Source organism: Paenibacillus sp. UNC217MF (assembly GCF_000686865.1).
Lineage (GTDB): Bacteria > Bacillota > Bacilli > Paenibacillales > Paenibacillaceae > Paenibacillus_B > Paenibacillus_B suaedae.
Genome location: NZ_JMLT01000028.1, coordinates 1 through 24,430, shown reverse-complemented (window position 1 = coordinate 24,430; position 24,430 = coordinate 1). Strand labels below are relative to the sequence as shown.

19 protein-coding genes are annotated in these 24,430 nt (G+C 43.6%); 10 read left to right on the top strand and 9 right to left on the bottom strand.

All coding sequences use genetic code 11. The annotated features are described in order from the left end of the window. Nucleotides 1-458: 458 nt before the first annotated feature. Nucleotides 459-2,720, top strand: coding sequence for a PQQ-dependent sugar dehydrogenase (locus tag BP95_RS0115080; RefSeq protein ID WP_028532604.1), 2,262 nt, complete (start codon nt 459-461; stop codon nt 2,718-2,720). Between the two features lie 126 nt (nt 2,721-2,846). Here BP95_RS0115080 and BP95_RS0115075 read toward each other — a convergent pair whose 3' ends face one another. The 4 genes from BP95_RS0115075 to BP95_RS0115065 form a co-directional block, all read right to left on the bottom strand. Then, entirely contained in the window at nt 2,847-3,419 is a 573-nt protein-coding gene (locus BP95_RS0115075) for a DinB family protein (RefSeq protein WP_028532603.1), read from the bottom strand. A gap of 23 nt (nt 3,420-3,442) precedes the next feature. Next, entirely contained in the window at nt 3,443-3,595 is a 153-nt protein-coding gene (locus BP95_RS34565) for a hypothetical protein (protein WP_442952329.1), read from the bottom strand. Between the two features lie 205 nt (nt 3,596-3,800). Continuing rightward, complete coding sequence (locus BP95_RS0115070; RefSeq protein WP_028532602.1) at nt 3,801-4,643, bottom strand: aldo/keto reductase; 843 nt, start codon at nt 4,641-4,643, stop codon at nt 3,801-3,803. 25 nt (nt 4,644-4,668) lie between these two features. Beyond that, nucleotides 4,669-5,862, bottom strand: coding sequence for an MFS transporter (locus tag BP95_RS0115065; protein ID WP_028532601.1), 1,194 nt, complete (start codon nt 5,860-5,862; stop codon nt 4,669-4,671). 237 nt (nt 5,863-6,099) lie between these two features. Here BP95_RS0115065 and BP95_RS0115060 point away from each other — a divergent pair, with 237 nt between their 5' ends. From BP95_RS0115060 to BP95_RS0115035, 6 genes are all read left to right on the top strand, one after another. After that, nucleotides 6,100-6,471 (top strand): winged helix-turn-helix transcriptional regulator, encoded by a 372-nt coding sequence (locus BP95_RS0115060; RefSeq protein WP_021254028.1) that lies wholly within the window; start codon nt 6,100-6,102, stop codon nt 6,469-6,471. 184 nt (nt 6,472-6,655) lie between these two features. After that, nucleotides 6,656-8,089 (top strand): PQQ-dependent sugar dehydrogenase, encoded by a 1,434-nt coding sequence (locus BP95_RS0115055; protein ID WP_028532600.1) that lies wholly within the window; start codon nt 6,656-6,658, stop codon nt 8,087-8,089. A gap of 319 nt (nt 8,090-8,408) precedes the next feature. Further along, nucleotides 8,409-9,878: a type I restriction-modification system subunit M gene (locus BP95_RS0115050; RefSeq protein WP_028532599.1), complete on the top strand. Its 1,470-nt coding sequence runs from the start codon at nt 8,409-8,411 to the stop codon at nt 9,876-9,878. Beyond that, nucleotides 9,871-11,052, top strand: coding sequence for a restriction endonuclease subunit S (locus BP95_RS0115045; RefSeq protein WP_036667132.1), 1,182 nt, complete (start codon nt 9,871-9,873; stop codon nt 11,050-11,052). Before BP95_RS0115050 ends, BP95_RS0115045 begins: the two co-directional genes overlap by 8 nt. Nucleotides 11,053-11,073: 21 nt before the next feature. Then, nucleotides 11,074-14,418 (top strand): DEAD/DEAH box helicase family protein, encoded by a 3,345-nt coding sequence (locus tag BP95_RS0115040; RefSeq protein ID WP_028532597.1) that lies wholly within the window; start codon nt 11,074-11,076, stop codon nt 14,416-14,418. A gap of 431 nt (nt 14,419-14,849) precedes the next feature. Next, nucleotides 14,850-15,704, top strand: a complete 855-nt coding sequence (locus tag BP95_RS0115035) for an alpha/beta fold macrolide esterase (protein ID WP_021254033.1) — start codon at nt 14,850-14,852, stop codon at nt 15,702-15,704. 295 nt (nt 15,705-15,999) lie between these two features. On the opposite strand, the gene BP95_RS0115030 is transcribed toward BP95_RS0115035, so the two are convergent. Further along, nucleotides 16,000-17,289: an esterase/lipase family protein gene (locus BP95_RS0115030; protein ID WP_028532596.1), complete on the bottom strand. Its 1,290-nt coding sequence runs from the start codon at nt 17,287-17,289 to the stop codon at nt 16,000-16,002. Between the two features lie 467 nt (nt 17,290-17,756). Here BP95_RS0115030 and BP95_RS34270 point away from each other — a divergent pair, with 467 nt between their 5' ends. Further along, on the top strand, nt 17,757-17,885 hold the full coding sequence (locus BP95_RS34270) for a hypothetical protein (protein ID WP_268632723.1): 129 nt from the start codon (nt 17,757-17,759) through the stop codon (nt 17,883-17,885). A 40-nt stretch (nt 17,886-17,925) separates the two neighbouring features. Here BP95_RS34270 and aceA read toward each other — a convergent pair whose 3' ends face one another. From aceA to BP95_RS0115005, 4 genes are all read right to left on the bottom strand, one after another. Continuing rightward, complete coding sequence (aceA, locus tag BP95_RS0115020; protein ID WP_036667137.1) at nt 17,926-19,209, bottom strand: isocitrate lyase; 1,284 nt, start codon at nt 19,207-19,209, stop codon at nt 17,926-17,928. A gap of 19 nt (nt 19,210-19,228) precedes the next feature. Then, nucleotides 19,229-20,836: a malate synthase A gene (gene aceB / locus BP95_RS0115015; protein WP_028532594.1), complete on the bottom strand. Its 1,608-nt coding sequence runs from the start codon at nt 20,834-20,836 to the stop codon at nt 19,229-19,231. A 6-nt stretch (nt 20,837-20,842) separates the two neighbouring features. After that, entirely contained in the window at nt 20,843-21,073 is a 231-nt protein-coding gene (locus BP95_RS0115010; RefSeq protein ID WP_021254037.1) for a hypothetical protein, read from the bottom strand. A gap of 371 nt (nt 21,074-21,444) precedes the next feature. Then, on the bottom strand, nt 21,445-21,942 hold the full coding sequence (locus BP95_RS0115005) for a DinB family protein (protein WP_028532593.1): 498 nt from the start codon (nt 21,940-21,942) through the stop codon (nt 21,445-21,447). A gap of 256 nt (nt 21,943-22,198) precedes the next feature. On the opposite strand from BP95_RS0115005, the gene BP95_RS0115000 reads away from it, so the two are divergent. After that, nucleotides 22,199-22,570, top strand: coding sequence for an iron chaperone (locus BP95_RS0115000; protein WP_021254039.1), 372 nt, complete (start codon nt 22,199-22,201; stop codon nt 22,568-22,570). Nucleotides 22,571-22,762: 192 nt separating this feature from the next. Further along, nucleotides 22,763-24,355: a basic secretory protein-like protein gene (locus BP95_RS0114995; protein WP_028532592.1), complete on the top strand. Its 1,593-nt coding sequence runs from the start codon at nt 22,763-22,765 to the stop codon at nt 24,353-24,355. The last annotated feature ends 75 nt before the right edge of the window (nt 24,356-24,430 follow it).

The window sequence follows — 24,430 nt, the reverse complement described above, 5'->3', positions numbered from 1 at the left end:
TGGAACCTCCTATTGGTAGGATAGGTCACTGAAAGAGTGTTAGATAATTAAACAGGTGTCTTTCGCACAGATAAGCGGTGCAAAGACGCCTGTTTTTTTGTTTATTCTAATGCTCGTACTGTCTAATTAACTCCCTGTATTTGTTCGAGCACACTTGTGGACGCTTCACGTTTGCCTACACGGGATCGTCTAACACCCTCTAGAGTCAAATCCACCTCAAGATCCAACATTCCATATTTATCCATTCACATGATCCATGTCTGAATGTGCTCCTCAGCAGTATTCAATCTCATGTTCTGTAAAGCTAATGGGGGAAGCATTAATTAAAATTTAACATTTGATTCCGTTTTAAATAAGTTCCATTTTAGATAGATATAGTGAAATATGGATCAAAAGTATAAGTGGTTTAATTCTTGGGGAGGAGGATTTCATCCATATTCTAAAAAGGAGGTGTAGCGATGATTACACGAAGCAAAATGATGGCTTTGAGTCTTTTCTTGTGTATGCTGCTCGCTTTATTACCTACATCAGGCTTCGCCGAGGCCGATGTTGATGTCGCAGCTATAGCAGGTGCTGTACCGAATCCGTGGAAACAACAAAATATCGGTTCTCCTGCATTAACGGGCAGCGCTTCTTATGATCCAGGGGGTGATCAATTTAGCGTAAGCGGCGCTGGCACAGACATCTGGGGCAAATCAGATCAGTTCAATTACCTCTATCAACCCTGGACAGGAGACGGCGCTATCATTGCCCTTGTCTCTTCTCAGACCCATACACACGATTTTGCGAAAGCAGGAATTATGATAAGGGAAACGTTGAATGCCAATTCCAAGCATGTCGATTTGCTATTGACGCCTTCCAACGGGTTCACGTTCCAGTACCGGACGGAGACGGGCGGATCATCTCAGAGTGTTAAAATTGCTTCGACGAGCCCGGCCTGGGTAAAGCTTGAACGCAAAGGCAATGTGATCAAAGGATATGTATCCAACAACGGGTTGAACTGGGGCGATCTGGGCAACTTGACTATTAATATGAATGCTTCGTTGTATGTAGGATTGGCTGTCACCAGCCATAATGTATCCAGCCTAAGCACGGCCACCTTTGACAAGGTAAAAGTCAATGCTACCGGTGATGTATTCCCGCCTACAGAACCAACAAACCTGCAAGCAAACCAAGTAACGGATACAACTGTGAACATATCCTGGACTGCATCGCTGGATGATGTAGGCGTGAAGGGCTATGACTTATACAAAGATAATGTTCTGACGCAAGCAAATGTCAAGGATACTACCTACACCTTTACCGAATTAACGCCGGATACTACCTATCAATTCACGGTCAAAGCCAAAGATGCGGCAGGAAATATATCCAATGCCAGCAGCCCTCTCACCGTAAAAACGACAAATCAAACTGACACGCAGGCCCCAACTGCTCCGTCAGGACTTGTAAGCCCGAGCAAAACATCTTCGTCAGTCAATCTGTCCTGGACGGCATCTACAGATAACGTCAGCGTCTATGCGTACGACATATATAAAAATGGCACACTCGCCGGAAGCACGCCTGCGACATCTTTTAATGTAACAGGACTTACGGCAAATACCTCGTATACCTTTACCGTGAAAGCAAGAGACTTAGCAGGAAATAGTTCCGCAGCTAGCAGTGCGTTGTCTGTCAAAACCAGCCCCGCCTCCTCCGATCCTTATACACCAGAGGTTGTTGCTACCAACTTGGAAACCCCATGGGCTGTTGATTTTGCACCGGATGGGCGGATTTTCTTCACCGAACGCAACAGCGGCAGAGTCCGTGTCATTGTGAACGGAAAGTTGAAATCAACGCCAGTTATTACGCTGGGCTCGCCTTTCTATTACATGCCTAAGAGCGAAGGCGGCTTATTGGGCCTGGTTCTCGATCCTAATTTCACCACCAATCATTACATGTATATCTACCATTCCTACAAAACATCAGACAACAAAGTTGCCAATCAGGTCGTTCGGCTGAAAGAGAACAACAACATCGCTACAGTAGACAAAGTCCTCATTACAAATCTTCCGGGTGCAGTCTATCACAATGGCGGCCGGATGAAAATAGGCCCCGACAACAAGCTGTATTTCAGTGACGGCAATTACGGCAACAAAGACGATACACTCACTTACCTTGGAGGGAAGATATTCCGCCTGAATCTAGACGGCACCATTCCAAGTGATAATCCGTTTGCCTCCTCGCCCATTTATAGCCGTGGACATCGGAATCCTCAAGGATTAGCATGGCAGCCTGGAACGAACCGTCTCTTTGCATCAGAGCACGGTGAATCCTCCAAAGATGAGATTAACTACATTCAACCCGGTAACAATTACGGTTGGCCTAAATATGAGGGTGGGAATCAGAACCAACCAGGCATTACACCCCCGCTCATTTATGCGAATGGCACAACCTGGGCGCCTTCGGGCATGACTTTTGTAACTCAAGGGCCCTGGGCAGGGAATCTGCTTGTTACCAATTTAAAAGGCAAACAGATCATTCGCATGATCGTTGGAGAACAGAACGGCCAACCGACGATCAAGAGCAGTGATCTTACTTACTTGTTCGTGAATAAATACGGACGCATTCGCGACATTGTCGAGGCGCCGGACGGATCACTCTACTTCGTCACCAGCAACAATGGCGACAAAAACGGTGACGGCACCCCGGATAAACTTATTCGATTGGCACCCAACTTCTAGCGAATATGGATGTATAAGTCTGTTTAAGCTTCTAGATGAAAAATAGACCTCCTATTAGAAGTAGGAGGTCTATTCTTCATTTCATATTGAAAGGAGTATGCGGAGCTTATTGCAATCGATAACCCGTTAGCCTAATAACTCTGCAGTTTGTAAGAAAGCGTCCAGCCGCTCCTTTTGAAGCAGATGATGACGGTAATGCATCTCCACCATCGTGAACCATTCGACCGCGTTTAACGCGCCGAAGGCTACGGCTGGATGAGTCGCCTTTCGCTGCAGCCGCTCTGGGTCTATGGTCTGCAGTGACGCTCCAATCTCATGCATGCGGTGCCTTGCTTCCTCAAGCTTGGCGACAAGCTGCTCCTTGCTCTCTGGCTGAGGAGGCGTATATTGCAAGTCGGCCGGTACCTGAATGCGAATCGGTGGGAAGCTCCCTTGCTCAAACACGGCATGGCCGGCCTCCGTCTTCCCACTGTCCTCCTCGCTGCCGCCACCGAGCGCTATGCACTGCTCCGCAAGACGGAGCTGCAAGTTCAGCGTGGAATGGGGCAGATGCAGGTACATTTGCCCAAGCGACCATTCGTTCTCGCTCGGCTTGCGACACAATTCCGCCAGACTATACTTGTCCAGCTCCCGAACATAATGCTTCGAAATTTCTTCGAACCTTACCAAAATATCAGTGATTCCTATGTTCTTGTTCATCAAGATCATCTCCTCGTGTATCACTATCTGCGATCAAAAGCAAGACTCGCAGCAAGACCTGTCAAGACACTTGCCATTAGCCAACGCTGCACCCATAGCCAGGTTGCCAAGAAGCGAGATGACTCCAGCTGTACGACCTTGCGAAATAGTACGAGAAACTCCTCTCTGTATTTCATCAAAGTTAGAAACTATTATATATCCTAAGTCCAGCTTTGATAACATTTTTTGTAAGGAGTATGAAGGCCAAGAATAAGAAAATAAAGTCCTAGATATCTAAGCACTAAGAAATCACTTTATTTTCTTTGATCAACATAAAAAAGTGTAGAGAAAGAATACATCTTTCTCTACACTCTGAGAACTCGGACTCCGAGTTCTTATTCATTAAAAATCAAAATTATCTGGGTCTGGACCTACACGATGGTTCTGATTTAATCCATCAATGATCTCCATTTCCTCTTTCGTCAGTTCAAAGTCAAACACATTTGCATTTTCAACGATTCGGTGCTCTTTTGTTGATTTTGGAATAGTAACAACCCCGTTCTGCAAGTCCCAACGCAAAATAACTTGGGCAATAGATTTATTATGCTTGTTCGCAATTTCCTGAATAACTTCGTTGTCAAGCAATTGACCTTGCATGAGAGGTGACCATGCTTCAAACTGAATATCGTTGGCTTGGCAAAATGCTTGCAACTCTTTTTGAGTTAAGCGCGGATGGTATTCTACTTGGTTGATCATCGGCTTAATTTCAGCATCCTTCATCAAGTCTTCCAAATGGTGGATTTGGAAATTACTTACGCCAATTGCTTTTACGCGGCCTTCTTTATAAAGCGTTTCTAACGCTCTCCACGCATCTTTATATTTTCCTTCAACCGGCCAATGAATCAAATACAAATCCAAATACGCTAAGCCCAGTTTCTTTAAGCTTGTTTCATAAGCAGCAATCGTCGATTCATATCCCAAATCCGCGTTCCAAACCTTAGAAGTGACAAATAGCTCTTCTCTTGAAATGCCTGCTTCTTTCAAGCCTTCTTGAATCCCTTGGCCAACGCCTTCTTCATTCCCATAAATCGCTGCTGTATCTACACTGCGGTATCCATGTTTAATCGCTGTTCTTACTGCGTTCACCAATTCAGGGCCTTCTTCGACTTTGAAAACGCCAAGTCCAAACCAAGGCATTTTCACGCCATTATTCAAAGTTGTTGTATCTTTCAAATTTTTTGCCATCATAATAAAAACCTCCAACATGTTATTATATTTTGCTTGCTCGATCTTTTCGTTCCATAGCTCTGCTAAATCCAGTTAAGATTGTAGCGGCTAATACCATAAGTGCTCCAATCCAAGTCGTATGGATAAGTCCTATCGAGTCTGTAACAATTCCGCCTACAAAGGAACCTATCGCAATCCCGGCATTAAATGCAGCAATATTGATTGCTGATGCCACATCAACTGCACTAGGAACAAAGCGCTCAGCCAGTATTACAACATAGACTTGCAAGCCCGGCACATTCATAAATGCTAACAGCCCCATCAACAGAATCGTTATCAATCCAGCAACTTTAAATGGTGCTGTAAACATCAAAATAAATAAGACGACTGCTTGTACAATAAACATATAGAACAATGCACCAATTGGGTTTTGATTCGATAACTTACCTCCAATCATATTCCCAATCGCAATCGCGATACCGTAAGCTAACAAAATGACAGCTACTGTTCCTTCTTTAAACCCAGTGATGTCTTGAAGCAATGGTGATAAGTAGGTAAACACGACAAATGTTCCGCCATATCCTAATGCTGTAATGATGAACAAAAGCAATAACCGACCATTTTTCACAAGCTTAAGCTGATCACGAAAAGAAGTTTTTACTCCTTTACGCAAATTAGATGGAACAAGGATGCGATTTGCAAGTAAGGCAATAACACCAATGATAACAATGGCAATGAAGGCTGTTCTCCAACCTAGCTGCTGTCCAATAAAGGTTCCAAATGGAACACCGGTTACTGTAGCTACGGTAAGACCTGTAAACATAATGGATATCGCACTGGCTCTGCGATTTTCGGGAACTAAATCGGCTGCAATTGTCGATCCAATAGACATGAATACCCCATGTGAAAATGCGGAAATCACACGTGCTACTAGCAATAACCCAATTGTCGTTGAGATTGCAGCAACAGTATTGCCAATAATAAAGACAATCATGATCCAAAGTAATAATGTCTTACGTGACATACTTGATGTCAGAGATGTCAAAATCGGAGCTCCAAGCGTTACGCCTAAAGCATATAAAGACACCGTTAATCCGGCCGTAGTAACGGGAATACGTAAATCATTTGCAATAAGCGGCAGCAACCCGACACTGATAAATTCAGTCGTTCCGATTGCAAAGGCACTTACTGCTAGAGCAAGCAATGCCAATGTGCTTTGCTTTTTATTTACATCCATATTGATATCCTCCTTTATTCTGCTATATAAATGGAAACCTTCTTTTCAGCGAATAATAATTTCTGAAATACATCAGCCTTCATTTGTTCATGAGATAAAAAAATTAGCACGCTTCGGACGGCAAATGTTATTATGAGATATATCATTCTTAAAGAAAAGTACGCACTTTTAAGTTATATAGTAACTACAAAGTAAGGTAGGTACTTTTTAGTGCCTATAAGAAGGTGGAGGACAAGGATGCAAAAAAAGAAATACAATATCTCTGTTGAGGCGACATTAGAAGTCATAGGTGGGAAGTGGAAGTGTGTAATTCTTTGTCATCTGACTCATGGAAAAAAACGAACAAGCGAATTAAAGCGCCTCATGCCAAATATCACACAAAAAATGCTTACCCAACAGCTGCGCGAGCTTGAAGAGGATGGGGTCATCAATCGAATCGTGTACAATCAAGTTCCACCAAAAGTAGAATACGAGCTTAGTGAATATGGACGAAGCCTAGAAGGTATCCTAAGTTCGCTATGTGCATGGGGTGAAAACCATTTAACGAAAGTATATGGAGATAAATTTTCTGTTCTAGAAGATAGTGTGTTGAATGAACAGCTTCAGTGAGGGGACATTCGGAGTTTGGTTACGTAGAGGGCATATGTGTAAGAACCAATAGATTGAGAATGGCTTTGCTTTCCGGAATGGAGGCGGAGCCCTTTTTGTATACCGACCTTCAGGCTCTAATTCGGTACTAATAGAACAGATCGAATCATATTCATATAAAAAATAAGAAGGGGTGCTCCGTTATTTGATAAAAGTAAAGGTTGGCTTACGGCCCATTGTAAGCAAGTTAAATATGCCCACTGTTTTGAAAACAGCGATCCTTCCAGGTGAATCAATTGAAAGATTATTTATTGCAACTCAAGTAGGTGAGATCTTTTACATAGGGGACGGGGATATAAGAACTTTTTTAGATATTCGCTCACGAATCATTACATTAGGTGCCTCTAATGGTGGGTATGATGAACGGGGATTGATAGGGCTAGCCTTTCATCCTGAATTTTATTTTAATGGTCTGTTTTATCTCCATTATTCAGTGGCGGGAACCCAAGGTCCAGGATCTCTTCCTGGTGAATTTGAATCTTTTAAGCCGAACCCGTGTGATCCTAAAACCTTAAACTTAAAGTGGATAAATCGAGAAACGCATTATGATCATATTGATACCGTTGAGGAATGGATTCTACATGCGAATGGACAACCTCAAAAACGGCGGACATTACTGAATATAAGAAGACCTTTTTTAAATCATAATGGCGTCAATAGCTTAAACTTCTCACCTGAAACAGGAAAACTTATTTTGACAACCGGAGATGGCGGATCAGGCTATGATCCATTTAATTTAAGCCAAACGGATATGGAAATCGCGGGTAAAATCGTTGAAATTGATATTTCCAAACCTACATTTATCGATAATCCGCCCGTAGTTACACGTTTTAATGAGCTGCCTGTGTCTATTCAGGAAACGCTTACGGTAATGGCCAAAGGGGGCCGCAATCTGCCAGGCATTGCATTTCAAAGGTTATCTTATAATCAGTACATCAAATACGTAGGAAGTGTCGGACAGGATCTTGTAGAGTCAATTTTTGCATTCATTCATTATAAACCCATACCGGTTACTCAGCTTGTTCAAGCTTCTTTGACTTTGACCAATTCTGTACTTGATCAAGAAGGATTTATTAACTTTGGCTGGCGAGGGTGGGAAGGCGCTTTTCCTACTTCGTTCATTACAGGCTGTTCTGCAGATCCGGCTTTGGATGAGAAGACAATTTCTTATTACGATGAAGCGATCACAACTTCAGTGCGGCGTCTTCCGCCTCTCATTAGTTATTTTCATAAAGATCCCCGAGCCGATAAGTTTGGAGGAACTGCCCTTACTGGAGTCCAGACCTATATGGGAAATGCAATCCCCGGTTTAACGGGAAGTGTTGTGTTTACGGATCTCGCCAGAAATGAAGGATCTCCCCCTCCAGTTAGAGGAGTTTTAGCTTATACCAGGGTAAGAACGGATTGTAAACAAAGTGATTTTAGTGTGATTGAAACCAATTATGATTTTGGGACTCAATCCGCTTATTATGTTAGTTTGGGCACGAATCTGAGTCAATCCAGACTGTATTTAGGGGTTTATGGTTCTGTAAAAGTGGCTGATCGTCACCAAGGAACTGTGTTTGAGATTGTTCCATGATTGCTGACTATTCCATTTTTAATAACGCCGGTAATAAGTGTTTTCGAAAGTATCTAACTTTAATATGAAAATAAAGTCCGATAATAATAGCTCTTGAGGATACATTATCCTTGAGAGTTTTTTTGTTTTACATTGTGTAATAGTTCATGGCTAAAATGATGGAGTTAATAAGAAGATATCTATTGAATTAGGTACTGAAGCCTATGTAGTAAATTTAGACTACTTACAATCAAAATCATGGTAATATATATGTAGTTAAATGTATATTAGCTTAAAAACTATTTTATTTTCGTTATAGATGAAAGGTTGGAAACGAAATATGCTAACAGGAGAAATCCGTAATAAAGTAGATAAAATTTGGACTGATTTATGGGCCGGGGGGATAACGAATCCACTAACGGTTATTGAACAATTAACGTATCTTATGTTCATTCGTTCTCTAGATGAAAAAGATTTGGAGGCTGAAAGCTTTGAAGCCTTAGGTGGAGATAAGCTTCCTAAAGTGTTCCCTGAGACCGAAGAAGGACAAGCGATGCGTTGGAGCAACTTTAAAAATAAAGATCCACGGATCATCTTCGATACCATCAATAATGATGTATTCCCGTTTATTAAAGGGATGAGTGAAGACCCAACAACGGCGTTTGCACGTTACATGCAGGATGCGATCTTTCTGATTCCTACACCACAGGTGTTGCAGAAGATCATTACAGGGCTGGACGAGCTCTATGAGCATGATATTAAAGATTTGGATATGCAGGGCGATTTATACGAGTACATGCTTGGAAAGCTGGCAACAGCAGGACAGAACGGACAATTCCGTACACCGAAGCATATTCGTGACCTGATGGTGCGTCTGATGGCTCCGACCCCTGATGATCGTGTCTGTGATCCAGCATGTGGTACGGCAGGCTTCCTGGTTTCTACAGCAGAGTATATTCGAGAGCAATATGAAGCAACGATGACAACGGAGCAATGGGAGCAGTTTGCCGGACACTTGGTCTCTGGGTTCGATACCGACCGTACGATGCTGCGTCTATCGGCGATGAACTTAATGCTGCATTCGATTACGAATCCACATATTGATTATGTAGACAGTGTATCGAAGCAAAATGATATTGCAAATGAATATACGATGATTCTAGCGAATCCTCCATTCACAGGAACGGTTGATGCTGACAGTATTCATGATAATCTGAAATCGATTTGCAACACGAAGAAAACAGAACTGCTATTCGTAGCCCTGTTCTTGCGTATGCTTCGCAAAGGTGGACGATGTGCTGCCATTGTTCCAGATGGAGTTTTATTTGGAGCAACCAAAGCGCACAAATCACTTCGCGAAGAGTTGGTAGAGAATCATAAACTAGAAGCGATCATTTCGATGCCAAGTGGAGTGTTCAAGCCCTATGCAGGGGTAAGTACAGCGATTCTCATTTTTACGAAAACGGATGCTGGCGGTACGGACAAAGTATGGTTCTACGATATGAAAGCAGATGGCTATTCTCTCGATGATAAGCGGTCACCAATTGAAGCAAATGATATTCCAGATATCTTGGCTCGATTCCACAATCTAGAAGCAGAGATGGATCGGAAGCCAATCGAACAAAGCTTTATGGTGGATAAAGTGGCGATAGCGGATAATGGTTATGATCTATCGATTAACCGCTATAAGGAGATTGTGTATGAGAAGGTCGAGTATGATGCACCAGCAATAATTATGGATCGACTAGAGCAACTGGATAAGGAAATTGCCTCTAAAATGAAGGAATTAAGGGGGCTTCTTGGTGAGTAAGTGGGAAAAGGTTAAATTGGGGGATATATGTGAAATTGAAAGAGGAGGTTCCCCTAGACCTATTGATAATTATATTACTGAAAATGAGAATGGTGTTAATTGGATAAAAATTGGTGATACAACAGAAGATAGTATGTTTATTACTGAAACAAAACAAAAAATACTTCCTGAAGGTATGAAAAAATCCAGATATGTACAACCCGGAGACTTTTTACTGACTAATTCAATGAGTTTCGGTAGACCGTATATATTAAAAATTGATGGTTGTATACACGATGGATGGTTAGTGCTGCGAGATAAAAATAATTACTTTCACAAGGAATATCTATACTATGCTTTAAGCAGTAAAAGTACTTACAATAGATTCAAACTACTTGCTGTTGGAGGAGTAGTAAACAATTTGAATTCTAAGATTGTAAAGGAAGTCGAGGTTTCCCTCCCCCCTCTTGGGGTTCAAAAACAAATTGCCCAAAACCTTGATACCGTTTCTGAACTCCTTGATTTACGGAAAAAGGAATTAGAGGAATTAGATAGGCTCATCAAGTCTGTGTTTTATGATATGTTTGGTGATCCTGTTACGAATGATAAGGGATGGGAAGTAAAGAAATTACAAGATATTACTTCTTTAATTACAAAAGGGTCATCTCCTAATTGGCAAGGGATAGAATATGTAGACGATCCTACACAGGTATTATTTGTTACAAGTGAAAATGTAAGAGAAACCTATTTAGATTTATCAAAGCCTAAGTTTTTAGAGGATAGATTTAATGATATACAGTCCAGATCGATATTGGAAAAAGGTGATATTTTATTGAATATCGTAGGGGCTTCTATTGGTAGAGCCACTATATTCGATCTAGATGTTAGAGCAAACATTAATCAAGCTGTTGCATTAGTAAGATGTCTAGAGAGTGAATGTCTGACCTATATTTGTTATTACCTTAATTCACCAAAGGCGAAGGTGATGTACTCGAATATGCAGGTTGATGTAGCTAGGGCTAATCTGAGTCTGAGGAATGTAAATGAATTACAAATATTATATCCTCCACTAGCCTTACAAAACCAATTTGCATCCATCGTTACCAAAATCGAAGAACAAAAATCTCTTGTCAAACAATCCATCCAAGAAACACAGCAGCTCTTCGATTCATTAATGAGCCAGTATTTTGATTAATACTTCCATGAGGTGAACAAAATGACTGCCAATTTTACGTTTTTGAGTGGACTAGCAGAATATGAGATGTTTGCTCCTGCTTGCATCGAAGCTGAACGTGTGCTTGCGACTTCCCCAGCAATGTCTGCTGTGGGAAGCCGTAAGGCTTTAGAGCTTGCGGTGAAATGGGTATACGCCGCAGACAAGTCGATACAGATGCCGTATAAGGACAATTTACAGTCTCTCATTCATGAACCTACATTTCGTTTTGCCGTTGATTCGCAGACATGGAGTAAGATCCCTTATATTATTAAGCTCGGTAATCTAGGCGTTCATACTAACAAGAACATCACACATAGTGAAGCAGTGTTGTCTTTAGCTTCACTATTTGAGTTTATTCAATGGATAGATTATTGCTATGGGATGCAGTATGAAGAACGTACCTTTAATGAACAATTGATTCCTACAGAGCAAGTTCAATTGGATGTACGTCGCATTAAAGAACAACAGGGACTCTTATCTGACAAAGAAAGTGAAATTGAACGTCTGCGTGCCCAGATAGAAGCATTAAGTAAGCAATTAACACAAGACAAGGAACAACATCAATCCGAAAGAACGTTTACTCCTCAAGACCTCTCAGAATTCCACACACGCAAAAAATATATTGATGTTGATCTTAAGTTATTAGGCTGGACCATCGGCGACGATGCTCAGGAAGAAGTCAAAGTCGAAGGAATGCCGAATGCGGAGAATATTGGCTATGTTGATTACGTCCTCTATGGACGTGATGGACTTCCCCTTGCTTTAATTGAGGCAAAACGTACATCCATTAATCCGAAAATCGGTACGCAACAAGCCAAATTGTATGCGGACTGCCTAGAGAAGAAATTCGGTCAACGCCCTATTATTTTTAATACAAATGGTTTTGAAACATACATATGGGACGATCTCTCGTCTCCACAGCGCGTAGTTAGCGGAATATTCTCACGAAATGATCTGGAGAAGCTAATGAAGCGACGTACTCAGAAGCAGTCTTTGGAACAAATCGTTATCAACGATAAAATTACAGATCGCTATTATCAAAAGGAAGCAATTCGTGCCGTAGGTCATCATATCGAGAAAGGTCATCGCAAGGCCCTTATTGTGATGGCGACGGGGACAGGGAAAACCCGTACGGCATCAAGTTTAACAGATGTTCTATCTCGTGGTGGTCATGTGACGAATGTATTGTTCTTAGCGGATCGGAAGTCCTTGGTAAAGCAGGCGAAGGATGATTTCAAGCAATACTTACCTGATATGACGCTATGTAATCTATTAAGCAATAAAGAAGATAAACTGGCTCGCATTGTATTTTCGACGTTTCCTACGATTCTGAATGCGATTGATACAGCGAAGTCAGAAGATGGTCAGCGGCTTTACTCACCAGCTCATTTTGACCTTATTATTATTGATGAAGCGCATCGTAGCATTTTTAAGAAGTATCGTGCGATATTTGAATATTTTGATGCCATATTGTTAGGTTTAACAGCTACTCCAAAGTCAGAAGTGGATCGCAATACGTATGAATTTTTTGAAATGGAACGTGATGTCCCTACCTATGCCTATGATTATGAGACTGCCGTCGAGAAGGATAAGGTGCTCGTGCCTTATTACAATATTGAAGTGCAAACGAAGTTTTTAGAGCAAGGAATAACATATGATGACCTCTCTGAGGATGATCGCAGTCGCTATGAAGAAGATTTTGTAGATGAAGATGGTGAATTGCCTGAAGAGATACCAGCCCCAGCGCTTAATGAATTTATTTTCAATCAAAATACGGTTGATCGTGTACTAGAAGATCTTATGACGCGTGGCATAAAAGTTGGCGGTGGCGATCTCATTGGCAAGACCATTATTTTTGCGCAAAATAAAAAGCATGCCGACTACATTCTGCAACGCTTCAATAAGTTGTATCCACAATATTATGGCCAATTAATACGCAAAATTACTTATGAAGATAAGTATGCTCAATCATCTATTGATGAATTTAAAGCAGCGGATAAAGCACCGTATATCGCAGTATCGGTTGATATGCTGGATACAGGAATCGATGTGCCAGAAGCCGTTAATCTTGTCTTCTTCAAGCGTGTTCGCTCCAAAGCAAAGTTTTGGCAAATGATTGGACGAGGTACACGATTACGGAAAAACTTATTCGGTGAAGGTCAGGATAAGACACACTTCATGATATTTGATTATTTAGGGAACTTCGAGTTCTTCCGTCAAAATAAAGAAGGCTTACAAGGTGCAGAGACATTAAGTTTGTCCGAGTTAATTTTTTCGAAGCGTATAAGGCTGATTCAGCAATTACAGCATGCTAATTATCTAGGTGAAGATTACCAATTATTGCGTCAGCAACTCATTCATGAAGTATGGAGTCAAACTAATGCATTAAATCTCGAATTGATATCGGTCAAAATGCAGCTCCAATATGTTGAGAAGTTTAAACGTAAAGAAGTGTTCGTAAGCTTATCTGATAGCGACGTGCATGAGTTGAATACGAATCTTGCTCCGCTCGTGTTTATGGAAGATCGAGATGAATATGCAAAGCGTTTCGATAATCTGATGTATGGCTTAATGCTCGGTGCGATGGAAGCAAATAAACAATTCAAGCGCAATAAAAAACAACTGATGGAAATGGCGCAAGTTCTGCAGACCAAGGCTACCATTCCGAAGGTCAAAGCTAAAATTGCTCTTATTAAATCGATCGATACCGACGAGTTCTGGTCTGATTCGGGGATTTTAGATTTTGAGAAAGTTCGTGTGGAGTTACGCGATCTAATTAAGTTCATCATTGACGAAGGCAATGATCGTATTGTCTATACGAACTTACAAGATGAAATTCTGGGAGAACGTATTGGTGAAGCATTAGATGCTGCCTATGACTTTGAGGATTATAGACTTAAGGTCAATCGATATATCGAGAACAATAAAGATCATCTTGCGATTCATAAGCTGCGAAATAACTTGCCTTTAACTGCAAGTGACTATGCAAGCTTGGAGAATATTTTTACAGGCGAATTAGGTACTGCGGAAGATTATGAACGTGAATTTAAAGATACGCCATTTGGTCTGCTCGTTCGCAAGATTGCCAAGCTTGAACATGAAGCAGCCATGCAGGCATTTTCGAGATTCATTAACGATCAGTCACTTACGCAAGCTCAAATTGTGTTCGTTCGTAAAGTTATTGATTATATTGTGGAGAATGGGTATATCGAAGCCCCTTCTGTTCTGATGAAGCCCCCTTTCGATCGCCCACAGAGCTTTATTAAGTTGTTTGATGGTGTAAAGCAGAAACAACTTGTGGAGTTGGTAAATGCGGTGAAGGAGAATGCGGTTAGGGTTGTATAGGCTGTGAAGGTAGCGACTTTAACTACATTATTTTGGGCTAATTATTTGAATTAGTAATAATCAAATGTCATATAAGAGTCGAGCAGATTCAGGATTATTTCTTGGCATTTGCTCGGCTCTTCTTTTTGTGGCAGAGGATCAGAAATGGGGGACGTGTTCACTCAAGCGTTTCTTGTGTGATTCTAATCGGTATTGTCCATGTGAATAATGATTACATCGCTGAAAATAGTGAAGCGGGTATGGTATTATAGGGGGTGGTATTAACACCCAATTTTTATAAAGGAGAGAGCTTCTCATGATTATCGAGTTCATTCGTTTGCGTTAATTTGAAGCACGTATCATCTACTCTCTTTCATTTTTTGAAATAGTCATGAGTATATTTGAGTTTCTTTTTTGCTTGAACGAATTCGAATGAAATGGGGAGTTATCTCGTGAGTGAAAAGATAAGAAAAATCAATGGCGTTGAGATATGCACAGAGAGTTTCGGCAATCCGAATCATCCAACTGTCTTGCTGATTATGGGAGGCATGTGTTCGATGATTTATTGGGACGATGAGTTCTGCCAAGGTTTGGCTGATTCGGGTCGTTATGTGATTCGATTTGATAACCGAGATGTGGGACGTTCCATTACCTATCCACCCGGGGAATCCCACTATACCGTTGTGGACATGGCTGATGATGCAGTTGGGGTGCTTGATTCATATGGGGTTGACCAAGCGCACATCGTGGGATTGTCACTAGGTGGCATGATTGCACAGATCATTGCAGTAAAACATCCGCAAAGAGTTCTAACGATAACTTTGATTGCCACAACAATCTTTGGATCTGATGATATCGACAGAGGGTTGCCTCCGATGGGTGAGAAGATTCTTGCTCATCATGCAGATGCAGCGACATTGGATTGGTTGGATGAAGAGGCGGTTGCAACATACTTGGTCAACGGCTCTAGACTGATGTGTGGTGCCAGGCATCACTTTGATGAGCATAGAGCGTATAAGCAAGTAAAACGCGAGATCAAACGAGCGAATTATCTAGTCAGTATGTTGAATCATGGACTACTGAAAGGTGACGATGCATACGAAGGAAAGTTAAAGGAAACCCATGTACCTGTTTTGGTTATTCACGGCACGGGTGATACAATTCTTCCCTTGGAACACGGTGTTGCACTTGCTAATGAAATACCAAATGCATCCTTGTTAACGGTTGAGGGAATGGGGCATGAAGTACACTTAGATGATTGGGATACGATTATTCAAGCAATTTCGAACCACACATCGTTGGAGTAATCGTGAATGGCAGTCAAATTGTTAGCTTACGAAATAATAGAGCGCAACACATGGTTTGCAACTAGATAGTGCCTTTTAGAGTGTCCTTTTGTTTCATTAGGGCACTCTTTTTTTAGAGGTTGGGGAACTGAACGTCGCTGCTTCAAGAGCCTGCTGACTGATTTTATATTATGGAAATTTTTAGATGTTAAAAAGCAATAGCGGCAGTCTAAGACTGTATTTTTCAGTTGGAGACTGCCGCTGGTTTTATATTGAAGTAAATGTAACACTTTATTTCCTATAGACATCTGTTTCATCAGCCTGCCGGAGGCAGGTCGGTCAGCATATCCGCTAAGTCGAGAAAAAAATCTCCCGTATTTTTTAGGCCCAATCCAACGATATCGAGATGATCCCAGGAATCCATGAGTCCTAAGTAGTTCCACTTTCCAATCTGCGGCTTTCCTTGGTAAGTAATGATTTGATCGTTTGATCCGTTTTTCGGGCCGTCCATGGAAATCGTATTTACCAGCCCATCATTTGGCCACCATTCCTCATCAATGACTACATGCCCTGGGGAATCGTACGCGAAGGAACCGACAAAATAGCTCGGCGGCAGCAATAACGGATTCATGAGCAGCTTTGGCGCATGCCATCCCGATAGCGGGATACGATACGATTTGTTGGTGGCGATCGAGAAATAATAGACGCTCGGATTTGCCTGTATTTGCTCGTTGAACTGTTTGGCCCCGTCAGGACTTAAATCCCACAGTGAGCTGTCTTTTGATATTCTCCAAAATTTACTGTTTATTACCCGTTGGAAATAATCGAAAAAGGAATCATCGGGCATTCGCTTCAATCCCCATTGATCCAATTTGAAATCATATAGGGGGTGCTCTGCATTGCCAGAAGCTGCGGCAATCAAGCCAATCAGCTGGTGGATGAAGGGAACTACTCCCCCTACAAAATGTGTAAAGCTGGTGCCATCATGCGGCGCGGCGAGGGAAACGAGGCTGCTAACATACAGAAGTGGTTGATCACTGAACAACGGGGATAGATCAGATGCATCGGTGATAGCACGTTCAGAAGCATCTCCTTTTTCCAATAGATGAATCAGCATGCGTGCGGTTTGTCCTCCCATGCTGTGTCCAATTACATGAATTTGCTTCGGACGCCCCGTATTCGGGTCGATCTCTCCCCATGATGGATACATCCCTTCATACGATCTGCCATATCGCTCGTGACCGTACAGTTCCGAGTGGGCTCTGCCATAATCTACGGTTCCCCCTTTAATTTGCGCATACAACTCACAGGCTCGATCCCAATTGCTCGATACCGTTCCTATCGCAGCTGTATATACCGAATGACCGTGTTTCCTTAATTGTTCTTGAATATCGCCCAATCCTCCCCAGTATTTAAACGAAAACATCTCGTCTCTTCCCCAGCCTCCAAATCCATGAACCAGCACGATAGGGAAGTCATTGTTAGCAATGGCATTGTTGACAATGGCATCGTCAGCCTCCGCGTGAACAGACGGCAAGTTGTTAGGAAGAATAGAGTAAAAAAGAATAAAGAGTAGCAAAATGCAGCTTGACAGTTTACGGATCATAAAATGCCTCCTATCTAGTTTTGTAATCGCTTTCAAATACAGTTGCTCTCAAACTTCCGCTATTCTTTCTGTTCTAGCATTGCTGGATTCATGAAGATACAAAAGGAGATTTTTGTGGTGTGTTGCCGGAATGGCGTGTTGAGGGGGACAGTTAGCATGATGTTATACATATACATTTACCATATGAACCTATTATTTACAACTATGTAAATTAAATATTTGCAAGTAAATAGCTTTTTGAAGCATTTGTCATCCAGTGATAGTTTTGGAGAGTTGATTAGCGAGGAGTGCGAAAGAAGCAGATATAAAAGGGAGTAAAGAATGGGCTGAATCCACTAGCAACGATAGGGAAACGGTACAAATGGGTTTGGGAAAGGGGCTGCTGAATGAAAAAATGGAGCCGTCTCTATGCCATTGTTAATGACCTGTGAGACGGCTCCATCCTTGTATGCCCCGGGGAGGTTGCGGTGGAACTGGAGGTTTTGTGCTTCCGTAGCGAGCTTCGTGTTACGAAAGCTGCTTATAGCAGCGAAGGCGAGGTTGCAGAGCAGCGGGCAGCAAGGGGGAGTGATTTCCAAAACGAGGCGTTTAGCTAATTTGACTCTATGTTCAAAAATGGGTTTGAATCGGATCCCCTTACGTGAACTGCTCTGCTTCCGTCGAGTCTGTGTAGGCGGTTGTAGATGAAATACCGCCCGAAATCGCTTGTGCCACCTCGTCGAAGTAGCCTGTGCCGACCTCACGCTGATGCTTAACCGCTTCATAGCCGAGCTGTTCCAAGGCGAATTCAGCCTGCTGCAGGTCGGAGTAGGCGGCCATGCCGCGCTCCTTGTAGCCTTGCGCCAGCTCGAACATGCTGTAATTGAGCGCGTGGAAACCGGCTAGTGTCACGAACTGGAACTTGTATCCCATACGTCCAAGCTCGCGCTGGAAGCCCGCGATTGCCTTATCGTCCAGCTTCTTCTTCCAGTTGAAGGAAGGCGAGCAATTATAAGCGAGCAGCTTGCCTGGATATTTGGCATGGATCGCTTCGGCGAATTGACGTGCTTCATCGATGTTCGGCTCGGACGTCTCGCACCAGACGAGATCTGCATAAGGCGCATAGGCGAGACCGCGCGCAATTGCCTGTTCAATCCCAGCACGCGTATAATAGAAGCCCTCCGGAGAACGCTGTCCTGTCAGGAATGGCCGATCGTACGGATCGACATCGCTCGTCAGCAGTTGGGCCGCATTGGCGTCAGTACGTGCGATAATCAAGGTGTCCGTGCCCATAACGTCGGCAGCCAAGCGAGCTGCAATCAAATGACGAATGGCTTGCTGCGTAGGCAGGAGCACCTTGCCGCCGAGATGCCCGCACTTTTTCTCAGAAGATAGTTGATCTTCGAAGTGTACGCCTGCAGCTCCTGCTTCAATCATCGCCTTCATGAGCTCGAATACATTGAGCGTCCCTCCGAATCCAGCTTCGGCATCTGCCACGATCGGGGCAAAAAAGTAGGTTTCATTTTTACCTTCCGCATGTTGGATTTGATCAGCCCGCTGTAGGGCTTGATTAATCCGCTTCACGACCTGCGGCACACTATTGGCCGGATATAAGCTCTGATCGGGATACATATGACCCGACAGGTTGGCGTCTGCGGCTACCTGCCATCCGCTTAAGTATATGGCGGGCAAGCCAGCTTTTACCTGCTGCACGGCTTGATTCCCCGTCAATGCTCCAAGCGCGGGCACGAATTCTTCGGTATGCAGCAGATGCCAGAGCCGTTCGGCTCCCATCTGGGCTAACGTATGCTCCACCTGGACAGAACCGCGAAGCCGGATCACTTCATCGGCAGAATAGGTACGCGTTACGCCTTCCCACCGTTCTCCTTTCCATTTCGTCTCCAATTGTTGAATCGTATGCTTATCCGTCACGGCAGCCATCTCCTCATATTCAATGATTTCATCCCAGCAATTCATAGCCCATCACCGTCAAAAACTCGCTGCAAGTTTCTTCGCTAATCAAATTTACGAACAATTGCTTCGCCTCAGTGAATCTGCGGCCCGCGAAGTCATCTTGGCCGATTGACTCTTTAATCTTGGACATTTCTTCTTCCGTCAGCTTCAACACAAGCTCAAGCGTGATGTCGTTTCCATTCGTAAGCCGGCCTTCCGGATGACGAATCCATTGCCACACCTGAGTGCGCGATATCTCGGCCGTCGCCGCATCCTCCATAAGATTGAAGATCGGTACGGCGCCGAATCCCCGCAGCCATGCTTCGATATATTGCAGGCCGACACTGATATTCGTCCGCAGTCCCTGCTCGGTAATTGTGCCTTCTGGTAAAGCGAGCAGGTCGCTTGCCGTGACACGGACATCTTCACGTTTTTTCTGAAGCTGGTTCGGCCCCTTCATCTGTTCATTGAATATTTCCATTGCGATCGGAACGAGTCCAGGATGGGCAACCCAAGTTCCATCATGGCCGTCATTTGCTTCGCGTTGCTTATCGGCGCGCACTTGCTCCATTGCCTTCGCGTTAGCCTCGGTATCATTCCGAATTGGAATTTGGGCTGCCATGCCGCCCATGGCATGCGCATCGCGTTTGTGACAGGTACGGATGACGTACTGCGTGTACGCCCGCATGAACGGCACGGTCATCGTGACCTGTGAACGATCGGGGAGCAGCGCATGTCTATGACGGTTCAGCCGCTTAATGAAGCTGAAGATATAGTCCCAGCGACCGCAGTTCAAGCCAGCGCTATGCTCCCGCAGTTCGTATAAAATTTCATCTGCCTCAAATGTGGCCAGAATCGTCTCGATGAGCACGGTTGCTTTAATCGTTCCTTGAGGGATGCCCAGCTCTTGTTGGGCGAACACGAATACATCGTTCCATAGTTTTGCTTCTTGGTGGGACTCCAGCTTGGGAAGATAGAAATAAGGTCCGGATTGATTCTCGATGAGGGTACGAGCATTGTGGTAGAAATAGAGTCCGAAGTCGACAAGGCTGCCTGAGGCGTTTTTTTCGCCTATGCGAATGTGCTTCTCCTCCAAATGCCAGCCACGAGGACGAATTAACAGGTAAGCGGTTTGTTCGTTCAGGCGGTAGGCTTTGCCCTCTGGGCTCGTAAAGGTGATTGTACGACGAATGGCATCGCGCATATTGATTTGGCCGCGGATCGAATTGTCCCATGTCGGGGAATTCGCGTCTTCGAAGTCGGCCATGAATCCTTTGGCGCCGGAATTGAGCGCATTGATGACCATTTTTGCATCCCCGGAGGGGCCGGTTATTTCCACCCGTCGGTCTTGGAGATCGGAAGGCACAGGAGCGACGCTCCACTCACCGTCCCGAATGTGCTTCGTTTCCGGCAGGAAGTCGGGGAGTTCGCCGGCATCCAGTCGGCGTTGGCGCTCGGCACGGTCAGAGAGAAGCTCTAATCTGCGGGCATTGAACCGTTCATGGAGCTTTCCGAGGAACTCGAGTGCCCCAGGCGTCAAAATCTCGGCGTACGGTTCAGGCATGTGTCCGAGTACAACAATTTCCTTGCAATTGTTAACCGGCATTTTGGACATGACTAATTACCTCCCTCTGCTGAAAGCCGGACTCAAATAGGCGGCTTGCAAAATATTCGTGATCGAGTCTTGCTCATTGAATTCGTAATCCAGGCTGCCGCTTCCGTTGCAGCGCAGGCAAGGCGTGATGCCATGCCCCTGGCATGAGCCACATTGGTGGCCGCTCTCCTGTTTTCCGTGTCCTTCGCATTCCAAACATTCCATTTCTCCATTGCCATGACAGTAGTAGCAATCCATTCCAAACGCCTCCTGAGTCATTTAGGTTATCTGTTATAATACAGATTTGTCATTCGTTGATCTGTATTATAACAGAGCTTTTAAAAATGAAAAGCCCCTTTTTTAAGAAAATTTTCCAGAATTAAAGGTCGATCCTAATAGGGGTGCGGCTTTGGGCTGAAAAAATATTTTTTATTTACACGGATTAAGCCAATATATCCTTCATCTCATTAACATCCGCAAACTGAAGAGAAGCAAAGGGGTTAGCTCCGATATTTGGGGTAGGTGACTGCTTGGTTGCATTGCCCGGCACATGGTTTATTCTCAAAAAAAAGGTCGCAGAGTACCCGGCGGTTTGCCGATTCTCTGCGACCTTTTGGTATATCTTTTATTTATTTTCCTTCCTCATCGGCCGAGGGACCATAGAGGCCTGGCAGCGGAATATCGAGTAATCGCAAATAAACCCCGAGCTGTGCCCGGTGATGGATCATGTGGCTTATTCCGAAGGTGCGAAGTGCGATCGCCCGCGGCTGGCGCAGGATGATATGATCGCCGTTTCGTAAAGTCCATTCCTCGGCAAGCGCGTTCTCGTCACATTCAGCTAACAACCTTTCAAGCTCCACGACATTTGTATCGAATTCCTTCAGCACGGCTCCACGTTTTTCCAAAGCTTCTCGACGATTCGGCACGGTTGAAAGATCGAGTTCCGGGTAACGAAGAATTGCGATTTGCCAATTCAGCAGGTTAATCAGGTGCGTGGCTAGCCCGCCTAACGACATCGATTTCACATGCGGCTTCCACGTCAAATGCTCTTCGGGTAAGCGCTCGAGTATGCGCCGCGTTGTGGCCAGTTCTTGCATGGCATCTCCGACGATTAATTGTTTTACCATTGATTTTTCCTCACTCCTTCTATGGCTAGAATACTATACAACCAGTCGAATGGAAAAGATCCCCTGAAAGCATTTTGACATACATTTGCAACATCAAAACTTGTTGGATATGATTATCCGCAAAGCGTTTCTAGTGTAATAGAACAATAATCCCTACAGTTGATAAATGGACGTCACCAAAGCACTGAAGGATAGGAATTGGTGTACTGACAATAATGTTATGTAAAAATCAGTTTTCATTTTAGGAGAGAGCGACATGGAAGTTTTTTCAGAATATTTAGAAAAAATTGAGCACCCACAGCATCGGGATCGAACAGAAGAGGTTTTGGCTTGGATCATTCAGAAATTTCCGAATTTAATGCCCAAAATCGCGTGGAATCAGCCTATGTTTACCGATCATGGCACATTTATTATTGGCTTTAGTGTATCCAAAAATCATTTAGCTGTTGGCCCGGAAAGGGCTGGGATTATTCATTTTTCTGATGAAATTGAGCAGGCTGGCTATGAACAGACGAAGCAGTTGTTTCGTATTCCGTGGAGTAGTCCGGTTCCTTTCTCATTACTTGAGAAAATGATTGCGTTCAATATTTTGGATAAGGCAAACTGCTCAACCTTTTGGCGAAAGTAATATCATGTATGATTGAACCCCCTTGAATGCCAAGGGGGTTATTTTATGCGTCAAGTGAAATGGAATAGGTTTGGTAATACGGATGACTGAATTGTATATTTTACCAGTATGTGTTTTTGATGTATAATTAGCAATTATAACCATCTCATTTCGGTCCAATCCCAAAGCAAAGTAAAGAGGAGATGGCGAAGCATGAAGAGATTTGGCATTCTTATTTTAGCTGCTACCTTAGGGGCAGGCTTCAGCAACAGTGTACATATTCAGGCAGCGGCAGCGGAACAAACTTCAATCAAAATCCCAACGAATTTGGCTTTAGGCGGGAAGGCAACGGCCAGCGGAGAGTACGCGCCACATCAAGGGAAGGATAAGGCATTCGATCAAGATGTTTTTTCAAAATGGTTGACGTTCAACAGCCCGGCATGGCTGCAATACGAGTTTCCTGACGCGAAAGTCGTAACCTCATACTCGATTACTTCTGCAGAGGACGAGCCATATAGAGACCCAAAAAGCTGGGTGTTAAAAGGCTCCAATGACGGGACAAGCTGGACTCAACTGGACGTGCAGCAGAATCAAAGCTTCACCTCTCGGCATCAAACGAAAACATATTCATTTTCCAATAAGACAGCGTATAAATTTGTGAAATTCGATAACTTTCATAATCAAAATGGAAGCGGAATGCTGCAGGTATCCGAAATCAAGCTATATGATGGCAGCTCAAAGGAATGGAGTACGACCAAGCCTGAGGTTGCGGCCAGTGGAGAAAAAAAGCCTAACCAAACCAAAGAGAATCTGGTGGACGGGACCAGCGTTACAAAATGGTTAACAAAAGATAATACCGCATGGCTCACATTCGATTTCGGCAAGTCGGTGACGATCGATGGTTACTCGCTTACGGCAGCTGATGATAGACCTGAACGCGACCCTAAAAGTTGGGTTCTTCAAGGATCGAACGATAATAAGAACTGGACTAGTATAGATAAGAAAAGCAATGAGATATTCAAGGTTCGACATCAGCGCATGTATTATCTTTTAGATAACAATACCGCAGCGTATCAATACTATAGACTCAGCAATATGAAAAATCATAGCGGAAACTCTATGCAATTGGGTGAGGTCGAATTCTCGCGTACGAATGATGTCGGGCATGCCATCAACCCAAAAATCGAAGTACAGATCCTTGATTCAACGAGTAAAGGTAAATTATTTAAGAAAGCTCTTCCCAATGCAGAGAAAGAAATATTGGCGGTCGCACGTAAAGTACATGAGATGTTATACAAGAGTCCGGCCGATGCGCCTGTAGATGTCAAAAAAATATTAGTTACGATAGTAGACGCTCCTGGGGTGGCTTGGACATCGGGAGATGCCACGCTGAAGACAGTAGGCTTCAGTGCGCAGTATCTGCAAAAGTTTGTAGAGAGCCCTGCCAAATCGCTGCGCGACGAAATAATTGGAATCCTTTATCATGAAATCGGTCATGTTTATCAATATAGCAATTTTGATGTAGAGGCAATAGCCGATAGCTTGCGTTATAGAGCGGGCTACCATGACCGTTATAGCGCGAGAAAGGGAGGAAGCTGGGAGACGCATGGGACAGCGAATTTCCTTCGCTGGATAGAGGATACGAAAAAACGAGGCTTCATTCGTGAACTAAATGCGACCCAGATCCCTTACAACATTGGAGGAGAAAATGAAAAAAGATTATGGAAAGAACGTCAAATCAAGTTGATTACCGGAACAGACGTGCAGACGCTTTGGTCACAGTATCAAGCGACACTTCCTAATTAGGTCTTAGCCAAATACACATGCAAAGTCGGATTGATTGCAATATTGCGAAATTCATATCATTAAAAAATGACCCCC

Bases quoted from the DNA above. Each gene is read 5' to 3' on its own strand.
- BP95_RS0115080 (WP_028532604.1), top strand. From the start codon at position 459: ATGATTACACGAAGCAAAATGATGGCTTTGAGTCTTTTCTTGTGTATG.
- BP95_RS0115075 (WP_028532603.1), bottom strand. From the start codon at position 3,419: ATGAACAAGAACATAGGAATCACTGATATTTTGGTAAGGTTCGAAGAA.
- BP95_RS34565 (WP_442952329.1), bottom strand. From the start codon at position 3,595: ATGAAATACAGAGAGGAGTTTCTCGTACTATTTCGCAAGGTCGTACAG.
- BP95_RS0115070 (WP_028532602.1), bottom strand. From the start codon at position 4,643: ATGGCAAAAAATTTGAAAGATACAACAACTTTGAATAATGGCGTGAAA.
- BP95_RS0115065 (WP_028532601.1), bottom strand. From the start codon at position 5,862: ATGGATGTAAATAAAAAGCAAAGCACATTGGCATTGCTTGCTCTAGCA.
- BP95_RS0115060 (WP_021254028.1), top strand. From the start codon at position 6,100: ATGCAAAAAAAGAAATACAATATCTCTGTTGAGGCGACATTAGAAGTC.
- BP95_RS0115050 (WP_028532599.1), top strand. From the start codon at position 8,409: ATGCTAACAGGAGAAATCCGTAATAAAGTAGATAAAATTTGGACTGAT.
- BP95_RS0115040 (WP_028532597.1), top strand. From the start codon at position 11,074: ATGACTGCCAATTTTACGTTTTTGAGTGGACTAGCAGAATATGAGATG.
- BP95_RS0115030 (WP_028532596.1), bottom strand. From the start codon at position 17,289: ATGATCCGTAAACTGTCAAGCTGCATTTTGCTACTCTTTATTCTTTTT.
- aceA (WP_036667137.1), bottom strand. From the start codon at position 19,209: ATGGCTGCCGTGACGGATAAGCATACGATTCAACAATTGGAGACGAAA.
- aceB (WP_028532594.1), bottom strand. From the start codon at position 20,836: ATGTCCAAAATGCCGGTTAACAATTGCAAGGAAATTGTTGTACTCGGA.
- BP95_RS0115010 (WP_021254037.1), bottom strand. From the start codon at position 21,073: ATGGATTGCTACTACTGTCATGGCAATGGAGAAATGGAATGTTTGGAA.
- BP95_RS0115005 (WP_028532593.1), bottom strand. From the start codon at position 21,942: ATGGTAAAACAATTAATCGTCGGAGATGCCATGCAAGAACTGGCCACA.
- BP95_RS0115000 (WP_021254039.1), top strand. From the start codon at position 22,199: ATGGAAGTTTTTTCAGAATATTTAGAAAAAATTGAGCACCCACAGCAT.
- BP95_RS0114995 (WP_028532592.1), top strand. From the start codon at position 22,763: ATGAAGAGATTTGGCATTCTTATTTTAGCTGCTACCTTAGGGGCAGGC.